The 18,183-nt window shown below is 73.2% G+C and carries 19 protein-coding genes, 1 pseudogene and 2 riboswitches; of the genes and pseudogenes, 10 read left to right on the top strand and 10 right to left on the bottom strand.

The genetic code is table 11. The annotated features are described in order from the left end of the window. Position 1: 1 nt before the first annotated feature. The 4 genes from CLV52_RS03865 to CLV52_RS03850 are packed head-to-tail and all read left to right on the top strand — an operon-like array spanning position 2 to position 3,112. Positions 2–661 carry a glycosyltransferase family 29 protein gene (locus CLV52_RS03865; RefSeq protein ID WP_133764968.1) on the top strand — a complete coding sequence of 220 codons (660 nt, stop codon included), beginning with the start codon at positions 2–4 and terminating at the stop codon, positions 659–661. Further along, the gene (locus CLV52_RS03860; protein ID WP_133764967.1) at positions 658–1,065 is read left to right on the top strand and encodes a hypothetical protein; all 408 of its coding nucleotides are present in this window, start codon (positions 658–660) and stop codon (positions 1,063–1,065) included. Before CLV52_RS03865 ends, CLV52_RS03860 begins: the two co-directional genes overlap by 4 nt. After that, the gene (locus tag CLV52_RS03855) at positions 1,062–2,240 is read left to right on the top strand and encodes an acylneuraminate cytidylyltransferase (RefSeq protein WP_133764966.1); all 1,179 of its coding nucleotides are present in this window, start codon (positions 1,062–1,064) and stop codon (positions 2,238–2,240) included. Before CLV52_RS03860 ends, CLV52_RS03855 begins: the two co-directional genes overlap by 4 nt. After that, on the top strand, positions 2,237–3,112 hold the full coding sequence (locus CLV52_RS03850; protein ID WP_133764965.1) for an N-acetylneuraminate synthase family protein: 876 nt from the start codon (positions 2,237–2,239) through the stop codon (positions 3,110–3,112). The genes CLV52_RS03855 and CLV52_RS03850 overlap by 4 nt, the downstream gene beginning before the upstream one ends. A 75-nt stretch (positions 3,113–3,187) precedes the next feature. Here CLV52_RS03850 and CLV52_RS03845 read toward each other — a convergent pair whose 3' ends face one another. Continuing rightward, positions 3,188–3,403 carry a hypothetical protein gene (locus CLV52_RS03845; RefSeq protein WP_211342598.1) on the bottom strand — a complete coding sequence of 72 codons (216 nt, stop codon included), beginning with the start codon at positions 3,401–3,403 and terminating at the stop codon, positions 3,188–3,190. Then, positions 3,400–4,557, bottom strand: coding sequence for an inorganic phosphate transporter (locus CLV52_RS03840; protein WP_133764964.1), 1,158 nt, complete (start codon positions 4,555–4,557; stop codon positions 3,400–3,402). The genes CLV52_RS03845 and CLV52_RS03840 overlap by 4 nt, the downstream gene beginning before the upstream one ends. A gap of 194 nt (positions 4,558–4,751) precedes the next feature. Here CLV52_RS03840 and phoA point away from each other — a divergent pair, with 194 nt between their 5' ends. After that, positions 4,752–6,119, top strand: a complete 1,368-nt coding sequence (phoA, locus tag CLV52_RS03835; RefSeq protein WP_211342597.1) for an alkaline phosphatase — start codon at positions 4,752–4,754, stop codon at positions 6,117–6,119. 96 nt (positions 6,120–6,215) lie between these two features. Next, the gene (locus CLV52_RS03830; RefSeq protein ID WP_246017947.1) at positions 6,216–6,626 is read left to right on the top strand and encodes a DUF3054 domain-containing protein; all 411 of its coding nucleotides are present in this window, start codon (positions 6,216–6,218) and stop codon (positions 6,624–6,626) included. Between the two features lie 15 nt (positions 6,627–6,641). On the opposite strand, the gene CLV52_RS03825 is transcribed toward CLV52_RS03830, so the two are convergent. Further along, complete coding sequence (locus CLV52_RS03825; RefSeq protein ID WP_133764962.1) at positions 6,642–7,565, bottom strand: aldose 1-epimerase family protein; 924 nt, start codon at positions 7,563–7,565, stop codon at positions 6,642–6,644. Positions 7,566–7,657: 92 nt separating this feature from the next. Further along, a riboswitch (ZMP/ZTP riboswitch) is annotated at positions 7,658–7,735 on the top strand. Between the two features lie 23 nt (positions 7,736–7,758). Here CLV52_RS03825 and CLV52_RS03820 point away from each other — a divergent pair. Next, positions 7,759–8,595, top strand: coding sequence for a bifunctional 5,10-methylenetetrahydrofolate dehydrogenase/5,10-methenyltetrahydrofolate cyclohydrolase (locus CLV52_RS03820; protein ID WP_133764961.1), 837 nt, complete (start codon positions 7,759–7,761; stop codon positions 8,593–8,595). A 70-nt stretch (positions 8,596–8,665) separates the two neighbouring features. Here the strand turns inward: CLV52_RS03820 and glyA are convergent, their stop codons facing one another. The 4 genes and pseudogenes from glyA to CLV52_RS03800 all read right to left on the bottom strand — a co-directional run bounded on the left by glyA (position 8,666) and on the right by CLV52_RS03800 (position 14,402). Further along, positions 8,666–9,976: a serine hydroxymethyltransferase gene (glyA, locus tag CLV52_RS03815; RefSeq protein WP_133764960.1), complete on the bottom strand. Its 1,311-nt coding sequence runs from the start codon at positions 9,974–9,976 to the stop codon at positions 8,666–8,668. Between the two features lie 53 nt (positions 9,977–10,029). Next, positions 10,030–10,110: riboswitch (ZMP/ZTP riboswitch) on the bottom strand. Between the two features lie 637 nt (positions 10,111–10,747). Next, positions 10,748–12,259: pseudogene (locus CLV52_RS19120) on the bottom strand (transglutaminase TgpA family protein); the annotation flags it as partial. After that, entirely contained in the window at positions 12,252–13,418 is a 1,167-nt protein-coding gene (locus CLV52_RS03805; protein ID WP_133764958.1) for a DUF58 domain-containing protein, read from the bottom strand. The pseudogene CLV52_RS19120 and the gene CLV52_RS03805, both read right to left, overlap by 8 nt. After that, positions 13,419–14,402, bottom strand: a complete 984-nt coding sequence (locus CLV52_RS03800; protein WP_133764957.1) for an AAA family ATPase — start codon at positions 14,400–14,402, stop codon at positions 13,419–13,421. Positions 14,403–14,523: 121 nt separating this feature from the next. On the opposite strand from CLV52_RS03800, the gene purU reads away from it, so the two are divergent. Beyond that, entirely contained in the window at positions 14,524–15,384 is an 861-nt protein-coding gene (purU, locus tag CLV52_RS03795; protein WP_133764956.1) for a formyltetrahydrofolate deformylase, read from the top strand. Between the two features lie 3 nt (positions 15,385–15,387). Here purU and CLV52_RS03790 read toward each other — a convergent pair whose 3' ends face one another. The 3 genes from CLV52_RS03790 to CLV52_RS03780 are packed head-to-tail and all read right to left on the bottom strand — an operon-like array spanning position 15,388 to position 17,248. After that, a complete protein-coding gene (locus tag CLV52_RS03790) occupies positions 15,388–15,717 on the bottom strand; it encodes a hypothetical protein (protein WP_133764955.1) in 330 nt (109 codons plus the stop codon). Between the two features lie 3 nt (positions 15,718–15,720). Beyond that, positions 15,721–16,026, bottom strand: coding sequence for a DUF7882 family protein (locus CLV52_RS03785; RefSeq protein WP_133764954.1), 306 nt, complete (start codon positions 16,024–16,026; stop codon positions 15,721–15,723). Positions 16,027–16,030: 4 nt separating this feature from the next. Then, a complete protein-coding gene (locus CLV52_RS03780) occupies positions 16,031–17,248 on the bottom strand; it encodes an NADP-dependent isocitrate dehydrogenase (protein ID WP_133764953.1) in 1,218 nt (405 codons plus the stop codon). Between the two features lie 122 nt (positions 17,249–17,370). On the opposite strand from CLV52_RS03780, the gene CLV52_RS03775 reads away from it, so the two are divergent. Then, complete coding sequence (locus CLV52_RS03775; RefSeq protein WP_133764952.1) at positions 17,371–17,823, top strand: GNAT family N-acetyltransferase; 453 nt, start codon at positions 17,371–17,373, stop codon at positions 17,821–17,823. Then, complete coding sequence (locus CLV52_RS03770) at positions 17,820–18,152, top strand: MGMT family protein (protein WP_133764951.1); 333 nt, start codon at positions 17,820–17,822, stop codon at positions 18,150–18,152. The genes CLV52_RS03775 and CLV52_RS03770 overlap by 4 nt, the downstream gene beginning before the upstream one ends. The last annotated feature ends 31 nt before the right edge of the window (positions 18,153–18,183 follow it).

Genomic DNA, 18,183 nt, shown 5'->3' with positions numbered 1-18,183 from the left:
CGTGCTGCCCCCTCCCGCGCCCCAGCAGGCCCAGATCCTGCGGCGCCTGCTGCTGCCGCGAGCCGGCGGACGCCTGCCCCGCACGGTCGCCGTGGTGGGCAACGCGCCCGTCGCGCCGTCCGCCGAGCGCGCGACGGCGATCGACGGGGCCGACCTCGTCGTCCGGATGACGACCTTCGCCGTGGACCGCGGGGAGCCCGCGATCGGCACCAGGACGGACGTCGTGGTCCTCCACCGCGCGGTGCAGCCCGGTCCGGACACGTTCCTCGACCATGCGTCCCGCCTGTACCTGCTCGCGGAGCCGGGCCGCGCGTACTGGGAGTCCGAACCGCTGCCCGCCTGGTGGCCGACCGACCTCGAGCTGATCCCCGTCTCCAATCGGGAGTTCACCTCCCGGACACGTGCGGCGATGCGGCTCGCGCGTGTCGCCGTCGCCTGGCCGACGACCGGGACACTCGCCGTTCACCTCATGCACCGACTGTTCCCGCATGCACGCATCCTGCTCGCCGGCTCGAGCATGCTGCCCGGCCGATCGGGCAGGAGCAGCCTCGACCACCACTGGGGCGGCGCGGTGACCCTGACCCCCGAGCACCGGCTCGAGCGGGAGGCCCGCGCCCTCCGCGCCTGGACGCGCGCGGGCTGGCTGGAGCCGCTCGCGTGAGGCGCATCCTCCGCCGCTTCGGCCCGCTGTGGCGCGTGCAGCGGCAGCGCCACCCGCGCGCGGCAGCGCGGCTCGAGACGGCGGCGCTCGCTGCGAAGGGCGGCCTCGCCGACGAGGTCCGGGTGCTCCGGAACCGCGTCGCCGAGCTCGAGCGCGACCACCTGCTGCTCGCCGCGCACGTCGCGACGCTCACCGAGCAGGTCGGCGGCGGCGCCCGGGTCGCGCTCGCCGACGGCGACGCCGAGGCGGCGCGCCAGCGCGCCCGGCTCGCCGCCGTCGCGTTCTACGAGGAGCGGATCGGGCGGCTCGAGGCGCACCTCGGCCGGCGCGGACACGCCCGGTCCGGGACCATCGACGCGTCGGGTCGGCGAACCTCCGGTGAACAGCGGGAGACGGCACCATGAGCGCATTCGCAGCGGCGGACGCGGTCGCCGTGATCCCGGCCCGCGGGGGCTCGAAGGGCGTCCCGGGCAAGAACGTCGCCGCGGTCGGCGGGGTGCCGCTCGTCGCCCGCGCGGTGGCGGCCGCGCTGCAGGCGGGCATCGCCGACGTCCGGGTCAGCACGGACGACGCCGGGATCGCCGCGGCGGCGCGCGCCGCCGGCGCCCGCGTGATCGACCGACCCGCGGAGCTGGCCGGCGACACCGCGACGAGCGAGGCGGCCCTCCTCCACGCCCTCGACGTGCTCGAGGCGGAGGGCGGGCTGCCGGAGGTCCTCGTGTTCCTCCAGGCGACGTCCCCGTTCATCGAGCCGGCGCCGCTCGCCCGCGCGGTGCGCCGCGTGCTCGACGACGAGGCGGACAGCGTGCTCTCGGCGTTCGAGACCTACGCGTTCCTCTGGCGCAGCACGGCGGACGGTGCCGTCGGGGTGAACCACGACGCCGCGTTCCGGCCGCGCCGCCAGGACCGCGAGCCGCACTTCCAGGAGACCGGGGCGTTCTACGTCCTCCGCACGAGCGGGTTCCGCGAGGCGGGGTTCCGCTTCTTCGGCCGCACGGCCGTGGAGCCGGTCGCGGCCGCCCGCGCGGTCGAGATCGACGACGCCCACGAGCTCGAGCTCGCTCGCGTGCTCGCTCCGGTGCTCGACGCGGCGCCGGCGGCCGTCGACGTCGACGTGCTCGTGACCGACTTCGACGGCGTGCACACGGACGACGCGGCGATCGTCCGGGAGGACGGCACGGAGTCCGTGCACGTCAGCCGCGCGGACGGCCTGGGCGTCGAGCGCCTCCGCACCGCGGGCGTGCCGGTGCTCATCCTGTCGAAGGAGCGCAACGGCGTCGTCGGCGCCCGCGCCGCGAAGCTGCGCGTCGACGTGCTGCAGGCCGTCGACGACAAGGCGGCGGCGCTCGCCGCGTGGCTCGCGGAGCGCGGCCTGGACCCGGCGCGCTGCGCCTACGTCGGCAACGACGTCAACGATCTCGGCGCCATGGCGCTCGTCGGCTGGCCCATCGCGGTCGCCGACGCGCACCCGGCGGTACGACGCGCGGCACGAGCGGTGCTGCGGAACCGGGGCGGCCACGGCGCCGTCCGCGAGGCGGCCGAGCTGGTGCTCGCCGCGCACGGAGGGAAGGAAGCATGACGGAGGACGTGAAGATCGGCCGGTACGCGGTCGGCGAGGACCACCCGGTCTACGTGATCGGCGAGATCGGGCTGAACCACAACGGCGATGTCGAGATCGCCAAGAAGCTGATCGACGTCGCGGCCCTCGCGGGCGCGCAGGCGGTCAAGTTCCAGAAGCGCACGCCGGCGATCTCGACGCCGGAGCACATGAAGGACGTCCCCCGCGAGACGCCGTGGGGCACGATGACGTACCTGGAGTACCGGTACCGCGTCGAGTTCGACAAGAACCAGTACGCGGAGGTCGGCGAGTACGCCGACAGCAAGGGCCTCGACTGGTTCGCGTCCCCGTGGGATGAGCCCGCGGTCGACTTCCTCGAGGAGATGGACGTCGTCGCGCACAAGGTCGCGTCCGCGTCCGTCACCGACATCGGCCTGCTGCGGCGGCTGCACGACACGGGCAAGCCGATCATCCTGTCGACGGGCATGTCGACGCTCGAGCAGATCGACCGCGCCGTGGAGGTGCTCGGCACCGAGAACCTGGTGATCCTCCACGCCACGAGCACCTACCCGCTGCCGCCGGAGGAGGCGAACCTCCTCATGATCCCGACCCTCCGCGAGCGCTACGGCGTGCCGGTCGGGTACTCGGGCCACGAGCCGGGGCTGCAGATCTCGCTCGCGGCCGTCGCGCTCGGCGCCGTCGCCGTGGAGCGGCACATCACGCTCGACCGCGCGATGTGGGGCAGCGACCACGCCGCCTCGCTCGAGCCGCACGGCCTGATGAGCCTGGTGCGCGACATCCGCATCATCGGCACGGCGAAGGGCGACGGCGTGAAGCGCGTCTTCCCGGGCGAGCTCGCACCGCTGTCGAAGCTCCGCCGCGTCGACGCCTGACTCGGACCCCGCCGCTGAGCGGCAGTCCCGCCTGCCGGTGCAGGCGGAACTGCCGCTCAGCGGCGGTTCAGGGGCTCAATGGAACTGGGGGACGATGACCCAGAGCCCGAAGAGGACCGCGGCGATGCAGACCGCGAAGCAGGCGTAGGCCCCGACCCGCGCCGCCGCGCTCGAGGCGCCCGCGGTCTCCAGGAGGCGGACCCCGCCGGAGCAGAACAGCGTCAGCAGGATCGTCGCGCCGAGCACGACGCCGGCGACGATCGCGAACTTCGACCAGTCGATCTCGATCATGCGAGCGCTCCCTGGGTCTGCGGCGCCGCATCCGGCGCACCCTCGTTGACGTTGCGGGCGGTGACCGGCTTGCGGCCCGCCAGCCGGAAGATCACGGCCACCCCGACGACGGCGGCGATCGCGACGATGACGAGGCCCGCGGTGCTGCTGATCGCGACCCACGCGGCGACCGCGCCGACGACCGCCGCGGCCGGGAGCGTGAAGACCCAGCCGAGCCCGATCCGCCCCGCGACGTTCCAGTGCACCTCGGACAGGCGCTTCCCGAGCCCGACGCCCACGATCGAGCCGGACACGACCTGCGTGGTCGAGAGCGGGAAGCCGAGGTGGGACGAGGCGAGGATCGTCGCCGCGGACGCGCTCTCCGCCGCGAACCCCTGCGGCGACTCGACCGGCGTGATCCGGGTGCCGACCGTCTTCATGATCCGGAAGCCGCCGATCGCGGTGCCGAGGCCGATGGCGAGCCCGCAGGTGAGGATCACCCAGAACTGCGGCCCCGTGTTCGCGGGCTGCGCGTTCGCGGCGATCAGCGTCAGCGTGATCACACCCATCGTCTTCTGCGCGTCCGAGGTGCCGTGCGCGAGCGCGACCAGCGAGGCGGAGACCGTCTGCGCGACGCGGAAGGCCGGCTTCGCGTGCGGCACGCTCGCCTGCTTCGTCATCCGGTAGACGATCACGGTCCCGATGAGGGCGGCGATGCCGGCGACGATCGGCGCGAGGACGGCGGGGATGACGATGCTCGTCACAACGCCGCTCCAGCTGATCGCCCCGACGCCGCCGCCGAGGATCGCGGCGCCGATCAGACCGCCGAACAGCGCGTGCGACGAGCTCGACGGCAGGCCGAAGTACCAGGTGACGAGGTTCCAGATGATGGCGCCGACGAGGCCGGCGAAGATCAGCGCGGGCGTGATCATCTCGTGGCCGCTCGAGTCGGTCCGGATGATGCCCGAGCTGATCGTCTTGGCGACCTCCGTCGACAGGAAGGCGCCCACGAGGTTGAGCACGCCGGCGATGACCACGGCCGTGCGGGGCTTCAGCGCACCGGTCGCGACGGAGGTCGCCATCGCGTTGGCGGTGTCGTGGAACCCGTTGGTGAAGTCGAAGACGAGCGCGAACACGACGACGAGCACGACGGTGATCAGCAGGGTGGCGTCCACGGGCGGCGACGCTAAGCACGGCCGGTGAACGGCGGGGAACGCGCAGCCGAGAGCCCGCCGTGTGCCTCGCGGCCGCCGATCCGCCGGGCTCGCCCCGCGTCACCGGATGTTCACCGGACCGGTCATGTCGCGTTCATGCGCGGTGGTTCGACTCGGTGTGCCCGCACAACCCCATCCGATCCGAGGAGTCCTCCGTGCGCATCCACCACCCCCGCCGCGTCGCCGCCGTGGCGGCCGCGACCGCCGCCGTCGCGGCGCTCGCCGTCACCGTCCCGGTCGCCGCGAACGGCACCACGACCGACAACACGAACGCCGCCCGGCACGCCATCGTCGGCGGGAAGGCGCGCAACGTCATCCTGCTCATCGGCGACGGCATGGGCGACAGCGAGATCACGATCGCCCGCAACTACCAGGTCGGCGCCGCCGGCCGGCTCGCCATGGACACGCTGCCCCTCACCGGCGAGTACACGACGTACGCGCTGAACCAGGAGACCGGCAAGCCCGACTACGTCACCGACTCGGCGGCCTCCGGCACCGGCTGGGCCACGGGCACGAAGACGTACAACGGCGCGATCTCCGTCGACCTGCGGGGGAAGCCGAAGGCGACGATCCTCGAGCTGGCGAAGAAGGCCGGCTACCGCACGGGCAACGTCACCACGGCGGAGGTCCAGGACGCGACGCCCGCGGTGCTCGAGTCCCACGTCGTCAGCCGCGACTGCAAGGGTCCCGTCGCGACGACCGCGAAGTGCGCGGTGAACGCGAAGGAGAACGGCGGCGCCGGCTCGATCTCCGAGCAGGAGGTCGCGGCGCGCGCCGACGTGCTGCTCGGCGGCGGCGCGGCGTACTTCGGCGAGACGATCACGGCCGGCCGGTTCGCCGGGAGGACGGTGCTCGAGTCCGCGAAGCGGAGCGGCTACCAGACGGCCGGTACGGCGGCCGAGCTCGCCCGGATCAGCCCGCACTCGAAGGACCCGGTGCTCGGCACGTTCGCGCCGAACAACATGGACCTCGAGTGGACCGGACCGACCCCCACGAAGACCGGTACGGCCGCGACGACCTGCCAGGTCAATACGGCGCGCACGGCCTCGCAGCCGCACCTCAGCACGATGGCGTCGAAGGCGCTGCAGATCCTCGACACCCGTTCGAAGCACGCGAAGAAGGGCTTCTTCCTCCAGATCGAGGGTGCGTCCATCGACAAGCAGGACCACGCGGCCAACCCGTGCGGCCAGATCGGTGAGACCGTCGAGTTCGACCGCTCCGTGCAGCTGGCGCTCGCCTACCAGGCGAAGCACAGGGACACGCTCGTGGTCGTCACCGCGGACCACGGCCACACCAGCCAGATCGTGGAGGGCCCGACCGAGGGCGTCACCGCGACGCTCACGACGCACGACGGCGCCCCGATGACGATCAGCTACGCGACCGCGCCCATCACGGGCTCGCAGCAGCACACGGGCACCGAGGTCCGCATCGCGGCCAAGGGTCCGCAGGCGGCGAACGTGCTCGGCATCACGAACCAGACCGACCTGAACACGACCATGCGTCGCGCGCTGGGGATCCGCTGAGTCCACGGTGACGCGAGGGCGGCGTCCGTGTCGGTGAGGACCGACGCGGACGCCGCTCGCGCACGGAGCGGGGATGCGGCTGCGAGACTCGTGGTCGTGGATCCCCGCCTTCGTGCGCTCGTCGCGTTCGCGATCGACCTGATCGCCGTCGCGGTCTTCGTCGTCATCGGCCGCGCGAGCCACCGCGAGGACCAGTCCGCGTTCCTCGTCACCTTCTGGCCGTTCGCGACCGGGCTCGTCATCGGCTGGGTCGGCGCGCGCGGCTGGCGGCGGCCGTTCTCCATCTCGCGGACCGGGCTGCTCGCGTGGGTCGGCACGGTGCTGTTCGGGATGCTGCTCCGCGCGCTCAGCGGGCAGGGCGTCCAGGTCGCGTTCGTGATCGTCGCCGCGATCGTCGTGGGCGCGCTGCTGCTCGGCTGGCGCTTCCTCCTCGCGGCGCTCGACCGCTCCGCCTCCCGGGGCGAGAACACCCCCGGTCCGGTCGGCTTCTTCCTCCGACGCCGCTGACGCCCGACTCGCGCCTCAGGGCCTGACGAGCGCGAGGCTCCACGACGCGACCCACTGCTCGCCCGGTTCGAGGTGCAGCAGGTCCGTGCCCGAGTTGAACGCGTCCGCGGGGCAGGTCATCGGCTCGACGGCGACGGCGTCGATCAGCCCGTCGTCCGTCCCGTAGACGTCCGTCGTGAACACCTGCACCCAGCCGAAGACGGGGTCGGCGGCGAGCTCGACCGCCGTGCCGTCCGGTGCGGTGACGCGGTGGCGAACGCGCCCGTCGACGACCTCGAGACCCGTGTAGGCGGTGTCGAGGTCGAGCCCGCGCAGCGCCGCCCCGGCCCGCAGGTCCCGGTCCGTCCCGGCCACGGGCACCTCCCGCACCGGCAGGCTCCGATCGTCCGTCTCGAGCATCCGGGCCCCCGAGACGGCGACCGTCAGATCGCGCATCGGCACGTCGCCGACGCGGAGGTACGGATGGCAGCCGACGCCGAACGGCGCGGTCCCCTCCCCCACGTTGTGCACGCCGTGCACGACGTCGATGCCCGTGTCGGTGAGCGCGTAGCGGACGGAGGTCTCGAGGTGGAACGGGTACCCGTGCTGCGGGAACACCGTCGCCGACAGCGTGACGGCCGACTCGCTGGAGTCCGTGACGCGGTAGCCGGTGTTCCGGAGCAGCCCGTGGCTCGCGTTGCCCTTCGACGGCTCGCTGAGGTCGAGCTGCTGCGGCTTCCCGTCGAGCACCCACCGCCCGTCGCGCACGCGGTTCGGCCACGGCACGAGCACGACGCCGGAGGCGCCGGAGGGCAGCGCGTCGGCCGGATAGTCCTGCACGATCTCCGTGTCGCCGACCCGGACTCGCCGGAGACTCGCGGCGAGCTCCGCGACGGTCGCCGTCACGGGCCCGGCTGGTCCGTCGAGCCGGAGGACGTGCTGGGCGCCGGTCGCGGGCATGGGGTCTCCCTCGGGTCTGCTGGTCCGGCGGACGCCGGTACCGGCATCATCCCCGGCTCGCGGGACCGCGCGCTGAACGGCCGAGCCGGTACCGTGGAGGGCACGACCGGCGCGGGTGGACCACCACCAGGGAGTACCGGCGGAGCGCGTCGACCGCCTGGGCGCCTCCGCGAACCCGTCTCCAGGAGGTCCCATGCCCGCCACGCTGATCGACGGCTCCGCGCTCGCCGCGGCCACGCTCGACCGCATCGCCGCCGAGGTGCGCGCCGGCGTCGACGCCGGCCTGCGCCCGCCGTGCATCGCGACGGTCCTCGTCGGCGGCGATCCCGCCTCCCACACCTACGTCCGCATGAAGGTGCGGCGCGCGCAGGCCGCGGGCCTCGCGACCCGCCGCGTCGACCTGCCGGACACGACGACGACCGAGCGGCTGCTCACCACGATCCAGGCGCTCTCCGCCGACCCGGAGATCGACGGGATCCTGCTCCAGCACCCGGTGCCGCCGCAGGTCGACGAGCGGGCGGCGTTCGAGGCGATCGCGGCGGACAAGGACGTCGACGGCGTCACGTTCGCCTCGTTCGCCCGGATGGCGGAGGGCTCGGGCGGCTTCGCCTCCGCCACACCCGGCGGCATCCTGCGGCTCCTCGACGAGTACGGCGTCGAGCTGCCCGGCATCGAGGCGGTCGTGGTGGGCCAGGGCCCGATCCTCGGCCGCCCGCTGTCGGCGCTGCTCGCGGCGCACGGCGCGACCGTGACGTCGTGCCACGTGCTGACGAAGGACCTCCGATCGCACGTCGAGCGCGCCGAGCTGCTCGTGTCCGCCGTGGGCAGGCCGGGGCTCATCCCGGGCGACTGGGTGCGTCCCGGCGCCGTGGTGATCGACGCCGGCTACGACCACGGGAAGGGCGACGTCGACTTCGAGACCGCGAAGGAGCGGGCCGCGCTGATCACGCCGGTGCCGGGCGGCGTCGGCCCGATGACGATCGCGACGCTGCTCGACCAGACCGTGCAGGCCTGGCGCACCCACGTCTGACCTCGTTCACGGATAAGGGGATCCCCGCGCGGAGCGCCGGGATCCCCTTATCCGTGAACGAGGTCTCGGACTACCAGCCCTCGAGGCCCCGGTAGAGCGGGAAGCGGTCGGCGAGGGCCGCCACCTCGCGGCGCAGGCCCGGGACGTCCGCGCCGGGGGTCAGCACGCGGGCGATGATGTCGGCGACCTCGGTGAACTCGGCCGCGCCGAACCCGCGGGTCGCGAGCGCCGGCGTACCGATCCGGATCCCGGAGGTCCGCATCGGCGGCCGCGGGTCGAACGGCACCGAGTTGCGGTTCACCGTGATGCCGGCCTCGTGCAGGAGGTCCTCCGCCTCGCGGCCGTCGATCGGCGACTCGCGCAGGTCCGCGAGCACGAGGTGCACGTCCGTGCCGCCCGTGAGCACGTCGACGCCGGCCTCGCGGGCGTCGGGCGCCGTGAGGCGAGTGGCCAGCAGCTGCGCGCCCTCGAGCGTCCGCCGCTGGCGGTCGCGGAACTCCTCCGACGCCGCGATCTTCAGGGCCGTCGCCTTCGCGGCGATCACGTGCATGAGCGGACCGCCCTGCTGCCCCGGGAACACGGCCGAGTTGAGCTTCTTCGCCCAGGTGTCGTCGCGCGAGACGATCAGGCCGGACCGCGGGCCGCCGAGCGTCTTGTGCACGGTCGTCGACACGACGTCCGCGTGCGGCACCGGGCTCGGGTGCAGGCCGGCCGCGACGAGGCCTGCGAAGTGAGCCATGTCGACCCACAGCTTCGCGCCCACCTCGTCCGCGATCTCGCGGAACGCGGCGAAGTCGAGCTGCCGCGGGTACGCGGACCAGCCGGCGATGATGACGGCCGGCCGGTGCTCGAGCGCGGCGTCGCGCACACGGTCCATGTCGATGCGGAACGTCTCCGGGTCCACGCCGTAGGCGACGGCGTTGTACAGCTTCCCGGAGAAGTTCAGCTTCATGCCGTGCGTGAGGTGACCGCCGTGCGCGAGCTCGAGCCCGAGGATCGTGTCGCCCGGCTGCGCGAGCGCGGCCAGCACGGCGGCGTTCGCGGTGGCGCCGGAGTGCGGCTGCACGTTCGCGTACTCGGCGTCGAAGAGCGACTTCGCGCGAGCGATCGCGAGCTCCTCGGCGACGTCGACGACCTCGCAGCCGCCGTAGTAGCGCTTACCGGGGTAGCCCTCGGCGTACTTGTTCGTCAGGACGCTGCCGGCGGAGGTGAGCACGGAGCGGGGCACGAAGTTCTCGCTCGCGATCATCTCGAGCGTCGTGCGCTGGCGCTGCAGCTCGTCGCGGAGGACGGCCGCGATCTCGGGGTCGACCTCCTCGAGCGGCGCGTCGAAGGTGGAGCCCACGGGAGTGGGCGCAGAGGTGGAGGCGGTGTCGGTCACGGAAGGACTCCCGGCGTCGGAGGGGATGCGCGGTGCGCGCGGCTGGTGAGGGCGATCAGCGCCCAGGCGAGCGGCGCCTCTCCATCAGCCGCTCCCCGGTGGTGACCACCTGAACGCCAGTCGCGGCGGCACCAGTGTACCGGCGAGGGATCGCGGCGCCACGGCGGCGGCGAAGCGGCGGCCGCCCGAGGCGTGCGCCCGCAGCGCGCGGAGCACGAGCGCGACGTCCGCCTCGGTCGCGGCCGCGACGTCGCGCGAGTACGCCTGCCGCTCGTACGCGGCACGGAGTCGGCCGAGCGCCTCGCGCGCCCCCGGCGTGGACCCGACCTGCTCGGCGACGACGGCCTCGATCCCGCGGGGGCTCCTCCCCCTGCCGGTCGGCAGCCCGAGGTCGACGGCGGTGTCGAGGATCTCCCGCCAGGCGCCGGCGGGCCCGTCGCGCCCGAGCCGGCCGATCCGCCTCCGGCGCAGCCCGCGCCGGAGCAGGCCGGGGAGCGCCAGCAGCGCGAGGACGATCAGCGCGACGCCGGAGCCGCGGAGCAGGGGGACGAGGGATGCGCCGCCGCGATCTCCCGAGCGGGCGGCGGCCGGGTCGGATTCGGTCGGCTGCGGGGTGGCGGCCGCCTCGGTGGACGGCGCCGCCGTCGGGGTCGTGCTCACGCTCGCCGACGGGAGCGGTGCGTAGGCGGGCACGGCGCCACGGCCCGGCGTGGGCTCGAAGCGCACCCAGCCGACGCCGTCGAAGTACAGCTCGGGCCAGGCGTGCAGGTCGTCGCTCGAGACGCGGTGCGCCCGCGTGTCCGCCTGCGTCTCCCCCGGCTGGTAGCCGACGACGATGCGTGCCGGGATGCCCTCGATGCGCGCCATCACGGCCATCGTGGAGGCGAAGTGGATGCAGTACCCGGCCTTCACCTGGAGGAACTTCGCGATGACGCCGAGGCCGTCGCCGTCGTAGCCCTGCTCCGCCGGGGTGTCCTCGTCGTAGGAGAACGATCCGTTCCGCAACTGGTTCTGGATCGCGACGGCCATGTCGTACGGCGTCTGCGCCGACGCGACCCACCGGGCAGCGGTGCGGCGGATGATCGACGGCACGTCCGACGGCAGCTCGAGCGACTGCTCGTCGCCCGCGGGGACCGACACGGAGGCGTCCCGCAGCTGCGTCGGCGTCGCCGCAATGTCCGCCGATCGCACGGTGTAGGTGCCGACGGCGCCGCCGCCGAAGCGCGCGAGCGTCAGCCCCTTCTCCTCCCACCGGAAGCGGCCCGACACCCCCTGCACCGCGACGGCCGGGTAGGGCAGCGGCAGCCGATCGCCGATCGCGACGTCGGAGGCCGGCGTGATCGTCGTCGAGGTGGTGTTCGTGTCCGCCGAGACCGCGACGCCGGGCGCCTGCGGTGTCGAGCCGAGGCCGAGCGGTCGGCCGTCGGGCGGGTTCGGCGCCCAGGTCTGCCCCGTGAAGTCCTCGAGCACCGCGAGTCGGAGGTAGACCGGCTGGTCGTTCCGGCTCGTGTAGCTGAGCACGGGCGTGCTGGCCCCGCGCCGGAGGTCCTGCCCCAGCCGCAGCAGGGGGTTCGCGCCGGAGTCGATGACCGGCGCCCCCGCGATGGCCGCCTGCGACGAGAACGGCGTCGGCAGCACGATCTGCACGACGAGCGCGACGACGACCGCGACGGCGCCGCCCGCGGCGAGGCCGGCGATGCGGGGCGCCCGGCCGCGCCGACGTCGGTCCGCCGCGATGACGCCGAGCGCGGCGGCCGCGACGGCGAGCAGCAGGAACCCGTTCGTCCCGGTCGCGAAGGCCTTCCCGGGCACGATCGCGACGGCGACGATCACGAGCGTGCCGGCGACGGGCGCGCGGAGGCCGACGGTGACGAAGTCCGCGACGACCGCGACGACCGCCGCACCGGACGCGATGAGCAGCGCGAGGGCGGCGGTGCCCTGCGCCGGAACCGTGTCGAGGTAGATCTGCCGGAACGCGGTCGAGAACCCGTCCACCACGCCGAGCGCGGCGCCCTGCGGCGTCGTGATCGTCACCGTCGAGCCGGCGACGATCAGCGCGAGCACGATCGGGATGCTCGTCAGCCCGATCAGCGCCGCCGCGCCCGAGGTGAGCCCGACGCGGCGGGACGCGGCCGCCGCAGCGAGGGCCACGACCACGGTGACGACCGACTCGATCCACCACAGCGCGCCGTAGACGACGGGCAGCAGCGAGAGCGCGGCGAGCAGCACGCCGACGCCCGTCACGGCGGTGACGGCGCCGCGGCCGGTGGAGCGCTCAGGCATCGTGGGCCGTCCCGACCGGGGCGTTCGAGTCCCGCTGCACGACCTGCCACCCGAGCGGCGGATCGAGCTGCACGGCGCGGCGCGCGACGACGGACGCGATGCCGAGCGCGCCGGTCGGCAGCGGGGGCAGCCGGGTCACGTCCGGCGCGCCGCCGGGCCCGGTGATGACGTGCACGACCTGCACGTCGACGGTGGCGAGATCGCGGAGGAGCTCGGAGGGCTGCGCCGCCCCGCTGCTCGGGTGCACGGTGGCGAGCGCGACGAGGCCGGCGATCGCGTCCGTCATCGTGGTCCTGCCGGCCGCGAGGCGGACCGGCGCGTGCCGCTCGTCGAGCGCGGCGATGAGGGAGGCCGCGTAGTCGACCGCCCACTCGAAGGCGGTCGAGTCGGGCCAGACCTCCTGGCGCACGTCGAGGAGCAGGCCGGTCGCCGCGGTGGTCGCCGCGGTCTCGGTGCGGACCATGAGCTCGCCCCGGCGCGCCGTCGCGCGCCAGTCCATGTTCCGCATCGGGTCGCCCGCCCGGTAGCCGCGGGCGACGATGTCGAGCTGGTCCCCGACCGCGCCGAACACGGTGCTCGCGCCGGAGTCCGGGTCGTTGCGCCGCACCGCGAAGGGCAGCTCGACCGGATGGATGCCGGGCAGCACGGTCACGTGGTCGACGCCGCCGACCCGGCGGCGGGTGGTCGCGAGGCCCAGCGGGTCCGTCCGCGCGATGCGCAGCGGCCCGATCGGCACGGAGCCGCGCGTCCGCGCCGCGAACGAGTAGTCGATGAGCTGCGAGGGCCGGTCCGGCCGGACCGCGGGCAGCACGCCCTCCGCGTGCCCGGTGACGACGACGGAGCGCGGCAGGTCCTCGCTCCACTCGAGCGCGCCCGCCGCCTGACCGCGCGCGGTGAGCCGCACCTGCACCGGCCGACGCTGCTCGACGACGGGCGGCTCGATCCGCCGCTCGATCACGAGCGCGGCCGGCGAGACCACGACGGCCCCGACGCCCGCGAGCACGGCCCCGAACAGGAACAGGGACACCGCGAGGAGCGCGGGCCAGCCGGCCGCGTAGGCGACGATCAGCCCGACGAACCCCGCGCCGAGGAAGACCCCGCCGCGCGCGGTCAGCCGCACCGTCTTGAGCCCGGACAGCGGCTCGGTCGGGCGGGCCACCTACTGCAGCGGGACGGGGGTGGCCGCGACCACCTGTCGGACGATGCGGGTGGCCGCGACGGCCTGCCCCTCCCGCACGTCGACGCCGGTGCGGCGGAGGACGAGGCGATGGGCCAGCACGTCCGCCGCGAGCGCGTCGACGTCGTCGGGGAGGACGAAGTCGCGGCCGTCGATGAGGGCGGTGGCCTTCGCGGCGCGGAGCAGCTGGAGGCTCGCGCGGGGGCTCGCTCCGAGGCGGACCTCGGAGTGGTTGCGCGTGGCGCCGACGATGCGGAGCACGTAGGTCTCGACCGCCGGCGAGACGTAGACGTCCCGCGCCTGCGCGGCGAGGTCGGCGAGGCCGCCGGCGGGCAGCACGGACTCGAGGCGCTCGATCGGGTCGACGCGGCCGTGCGAGCGGAGCATCTCACGCTCGGCGTCCTCGTCCGGGTAGCCCATGGAGATGCGGGCCATGAACCGGTCGCGCTGCGCCTCGGGGAGCACGTACGTGCCCTCCATGTCGACCGGGTTCTGCGTCGCGACGACGAGGAACGGGTCGGGCAGGGGCCAGCTCGACCCGTCGACCGTGACCTGCCCCTCCTCCATGCACTCGAGGAGGGCGGCCTGGGTCTTCGGCGACGCGCGATTGATCTCGTCGCCGATGACGACGTTCGCGAACACCGCGCCGGGCTTGAACTCGAACCGCGCCGCGGACTGGTCGAAGACCGAGGCGCCCGTGACATCCGAGGGCAGCAGGTCCGGCGTGAACTGGATGCGGCTGATGGTGCCGCCCGTCGCCCGGGCGAGCGCCTTCGCGAGCATCGTCTTGCCGACGCCCGGCACGTCCTCGATGAGGAGGTGCCCGCCCGCGAGCATGACCGCGAACGCGGACCGGATGACGTCGTCCTTGCCGTCGATGACCGTCCCGACCGCGGCGATGACGCGGTCCGCGGCGTCGCGCACCGCCTCCGCTCCGCGGGAGTCCAGCGTGATTCCGTCCGTCATGGCGCCTTCCGTCCTGAGGAACTGGCGATCACCATAAGCGAGTTCCCTCACGGGGATGCGTGGAGCGGGCGAACCCATCGTTATCTCCCCGTGATGATCCGGGCTCGGTACAGTGACGCCCGTGCCGGACGCCACCGACGCCCACTGGGTCCTCACCTTCGTCTGCGCCGACCGCCCCGGCATCGTGCACGCCGTCTCCGGCGCGATCGTGGCCGCGGGCGGCAACATCACCGAGAGCCAGCAGTTCTCCAGCGAGGACACGGGGCGGTTCTTCCTCCGCCTGCAGGTCGAGTCGCCGGCCACCGCGCAGCAGCTCGCCGCCCATATGGCCCCCGTCGCCGGGACCTTCGATGCGGAGTGGCACCTCGACCGGGTCGGGCGACCGGCGCGCACCCTCGTGCTCGTCTCGACCGCCGGCCACTGCCTGAACGACCTCCTGTTCCGCCAGCACTCCGGCCAGCTGCCGATCGAGATCCCCCTCGTGCTCGGGAACCACGCGACCCTCGAGGGCCTCGCCGGGTTCTACGGGGTGCCGTTCGAGCACCGCGCCGTGACGTCGCCGGAGACGAAGGCGGCGTTCGAGGAGCGCGTCATGGCCGCGGTGGAGGAGCACGACATCGAGCTCGTCGTGCTGGCGCGCTACATGCAGATCCTGTCGCCGGCGCTGTGCGAGCGGCTGGCGGGACGGGCGATCAACATCCACCACTCGTTCCTGCCCGGCTTCAAGGGCGCCAACCCCTACAAGCAGGCGCACGCCCGCGGCGTGAAGCTGATCGGCGCCACGGCCCACTTCGTGACGGCGGACCTCGACGAGGGGCCGATCATCGAGCAGAACGTGATCCGCGTCGACCACTCGCGCAGCGCGAAGGAGCTCGTCGCGATCGGTCAGGACGAGGAGAGCCGCACGCTCACCCAGGCGGTGCGCTGGTTCGCCGAGCACCGCGTGCTGCAGGACGGCCGCCGGACGATCGTCTTCCGGTAGGGGTCAGGCCAGGTCGTCGAACTCGTCGATCGCGCCGGGGCCGATTTCGTCGGCGTGCGACCCGCCGGTCGCGCTCGCGATGCGCCGCTCGAGGTCCGCGACGGCGTCGCTCACGTCGACGTCGAAGGGCTCCGCGTCGCTCCACGACGTGATCTGACTGGCCGGCCCGACGAGCAGGGAGACCGACTCGACCGGGCCGTCGGCCACGCGGCCGGGGACGACGACGGTGTCGGCGGATCCGGCGCGCGCGAGCACCGTCGCGTACTGGAGCACCAGGTCGGCGAGATGCTCGTCGGTGCCGATCACGGTCTGCGCGTACGAGATCCGCCGCATGGGCTAGTCCTTCCCCGTCGGTTCCGGAACGACCCGGAGCCCCGTGGGCTGGTTCGCGAGGTCCCGGAGGACCCGGAGCCACTCCCGGTTCACCGACGGATCCCGGCTGCCCGCGTACTTGAACTGGATCGGGACGCCGGGCGAGATCCAGACGGAGCCGTGCCCGTCGCCGACGCCCTGCTCGTCCTTCCACGTGAACGCGAAGGACTCGTGCGCGCGCAGCTTGGCGTAGACGACGAGCTGCAGGTGGGCCAGGGCGCGGTCCTCGATGGGGATCGTGGTGCTCCCGCCGTAGATGAACGCACCCAAGTCGTCAGCCCAGCCTGGCGCGCAGGTTCTCGGTGATCGACGCGAGGAACTCCTCCGTCGTCTCCCACTTCTGGTCCGGTCCGACGAGCAACGCGAGGTCCTTGGTCATGGACCCGCCCTCGACGGTCTTCACGACGACGTCCTCGAGGGTGTCGGCGAAGTCGATCAGCGCCTGGTTGCCGTCGAGCTTGCCTCGGTGCTGCAGGCCGCGGGTCCACGCGTAGATCGAGGCGATCGGGTTCGTGGAGGTCGGCTTGCCGGCCTGGTGCTGGCGGTAGTGCCGCGTCACCGTGCCGTGGGCCGCCTCCGCCTCGACGATCTTGCCGTCCGGGGTCGTGAGCACGCTCGTCATGAGGCCGAGGGAGCCGAAGCCCTGCGCGACGGTGTCCGACTGCACGTCGCCGTCGTAGTTCTTCGTGGCCCAGACGTAGCCGCCCTCCCACTTCAGCGCCGACGCGACCATGTCGTCGATCAGGCGGTGCTCGTAGGTGAGACCGGCGGCCTCGAACCGCTCCTTGAACTCGGTGTCGTAGATCTCCTGGAACAGGTCCTTGAAGCGGCCGTCGTAGGCCTTGAGGATCGTGTTCTTCGTGGAGAGGTAGACCGGGTAGTTGCGGGCGAGGCCGTAGTTCATGCTCGCGCGGGCGAAGTCGCGGATCGACGCGTCGAGGTTGTACATCGCCATCGCGACGCCGCCGCCCGGCGCCTGGAACACCTCGAAGGACTGGGCCTCCGAGCCGTCCTGCGGCTGGAAGCTGATCGTCAGGGTGCCGGGGCCGTCGAAGACGAAGTCCGTCGCGCGGTACTGGTCCCCGAAGGCGTGGCGGCCGACGATGATCGGCTTGTTCCAGCCCGGGACGAGGCGCGGGATGTTCGAGATGATGATCGGCTCGCGGAAGATGACGCCGCCGAGGATGTTGCGGATGGTGCCGTTCGGGCTCCGCCACATCTTCTTCAGGCCGAACTCCTCGACGCGGGCCTCGTCGGGCGTGATCGTGGCGCACTTCACGCCGACGCCGTGCTTCTTGATCGCGTTCGCGGCGTCGATCGTGATCTGGTCGTCGGTCTCGTCGCGCTTCTCGATGCCGAGGTCGTAGTACTCGAGGTTCACGTCGAGGTACGGGTGGATCAGGGTGTCCTTGATCGACTGCCAGATGATCCGGGTCATCTCATCGCCGTCGAGCTCGACGACGGTGCCCTCGACCTTGATCTTGTCCGCCATGGGCCGCTCCTGCCTCTTCGCCGTACCGGCGCGCCTGCGCACGCCGCCGAACACCTTATCGAGGCTCCGCCGTGCAGGATCCGGGAGCCCGGACCGGGTGCTCGCTCGCTACGCTCGTGCGCGTGGCGGACCTCCACCTGGAACCACTCTCGGCGACCACCGTCGTGGCGGCGAACTCCCTGACCCTGAAACCGGGTCAGGAGCAGTACGCCGTGCCGGTCTCGCACGCGGAGGCGGAGCAGACGATCGACCCCGAGGGCGCGTGGCCCCGGGTCGTGCTCGACGGCGACGAGGTCGTCGGCTTCATCAAGGGCAGCTTCGACGAGCACGAGACGCGTCCCGAGTTCCGCTGCTGCATCTGGTCGATCAACGTCAAGGCGTCCGCGCAGGGCAAGGGCGTCGGCACCTTCGCCGTCAAGGGCCTCGCGGACGAGGCCCGTTCGCGCGGCTTCTCGAAGCTCACGGTCATCTGGGACGGCGGGGACGAGGGGCCGGAGGACTTCTTCCTCAGCGTCGGGTTCGTGCCGGAGGGCGAGACCCGGTTCGGCGAGGTGATCGGCGCCCTCGCCCTGTGACCCGCGTCTTCGACGCGGGCGGCGACTACACCGATGCGGTCGTCGCCGTCGTCGCGACGATCCCGGCCGGTCGGGTCATGACCTACGGCGACGTGGCGTGGACCTTCGGTCACGCGGGCGCCCGCGCGGTCGGCATGGTGATGCGGTATCACGGCGAGGGGCTGCCCTGGTGGCGCGTCGTGCGCGCCGGCGGCCACCCGCCGCGCGGCCTCTCGGTCGAGGCGAGGGCGCACTACGACGAGGAGGGGACGCCGCTCCTGCCAGCACCGACGCCCGAGGGCTACCGGATCGACCTCCGCACCGCCGCCTGGACCCCGGACGCGCACTGAGTCCGCTCCTGTTCACCGATACGGAGATCCG

It is taken from the genome of Amnibacterium kyonggiense (assembly GCF_004364555.1).
GTDB classification, from domain to species: domain Bacteria; phylum Actinomycetota; class Actinomycetes; order Actinomycetales; family Microbacteriaceae; genus Amnibacterium; species Amnibacterium kyonggiense.
This window is presented reverse-complemented; position numbering and strand designations above follow the sequence as displayed.

What these genes read in the sequence shown, in the direction of transcription:
- CLV52_RS03825 (WP_133764962.1), bottom strand. Translation starts at nt 7,565, where the DNA reads ATGCCCGCGACCGGCGCCCAGCACGTCCTCCGGCTCGACGGACCAGCC.
- CLV52_RS03790 (WP_133764955.1), bottom strand. Translation starts at nt 15,717, where the DNA reads ATGCGGCGGATCTCGTACGCGCAGACCGTGATCGGCACCGACGAGCAT.
- CLV52_RS03855 (WP_133764966.1), top strand. Translation starts at nt 1,062, where the DNA reads ATGAGCGCATTCGCAGCGGCGGACGCGGTCGCCGTGATCCCGGCCCGC.
- CLV52_RS03780 (WP_133764953.1), bottom strand. Translation starts at nt 17,248, where the DNA reads ATGGCGGACAAGATCAAGGTCGAGGGCACCGTCGTCGAGCTCGACGGC.
- CLV52_RS03820 (WP_133764961.1), top strand. Translation starts at nt 7,759, where the DNA reads ATGCCCGCCACGCTGATCGACGGCTCCGCGCTCGCCGCGGCCACGCTC.
- CLV52_RS03800 (WP_133764957.1), bottom strand. Translation starts at nt 14,402, where the DNA reads ATGACGGACGGAATCACGCTGGACTCCCGCGGAGCGGAGGCGGTGCGC.
- CLV52_RS03850 (WP_133764965.1), top strand. Translation starts at nt 2,237, where the DNA reads ATGACGGAGGACGTGAAGATCGGCCGGTACGCGGTCGGCGAGGACCAC.
- CLV52_RS03845 (WP_211342598.1), bottom strand. Translation starts at nt 3,403, where the DNA reads ATGATCGAGATCGACTGGTCGAAGTTCGCGATCGTCGCCGGCGTCGTG.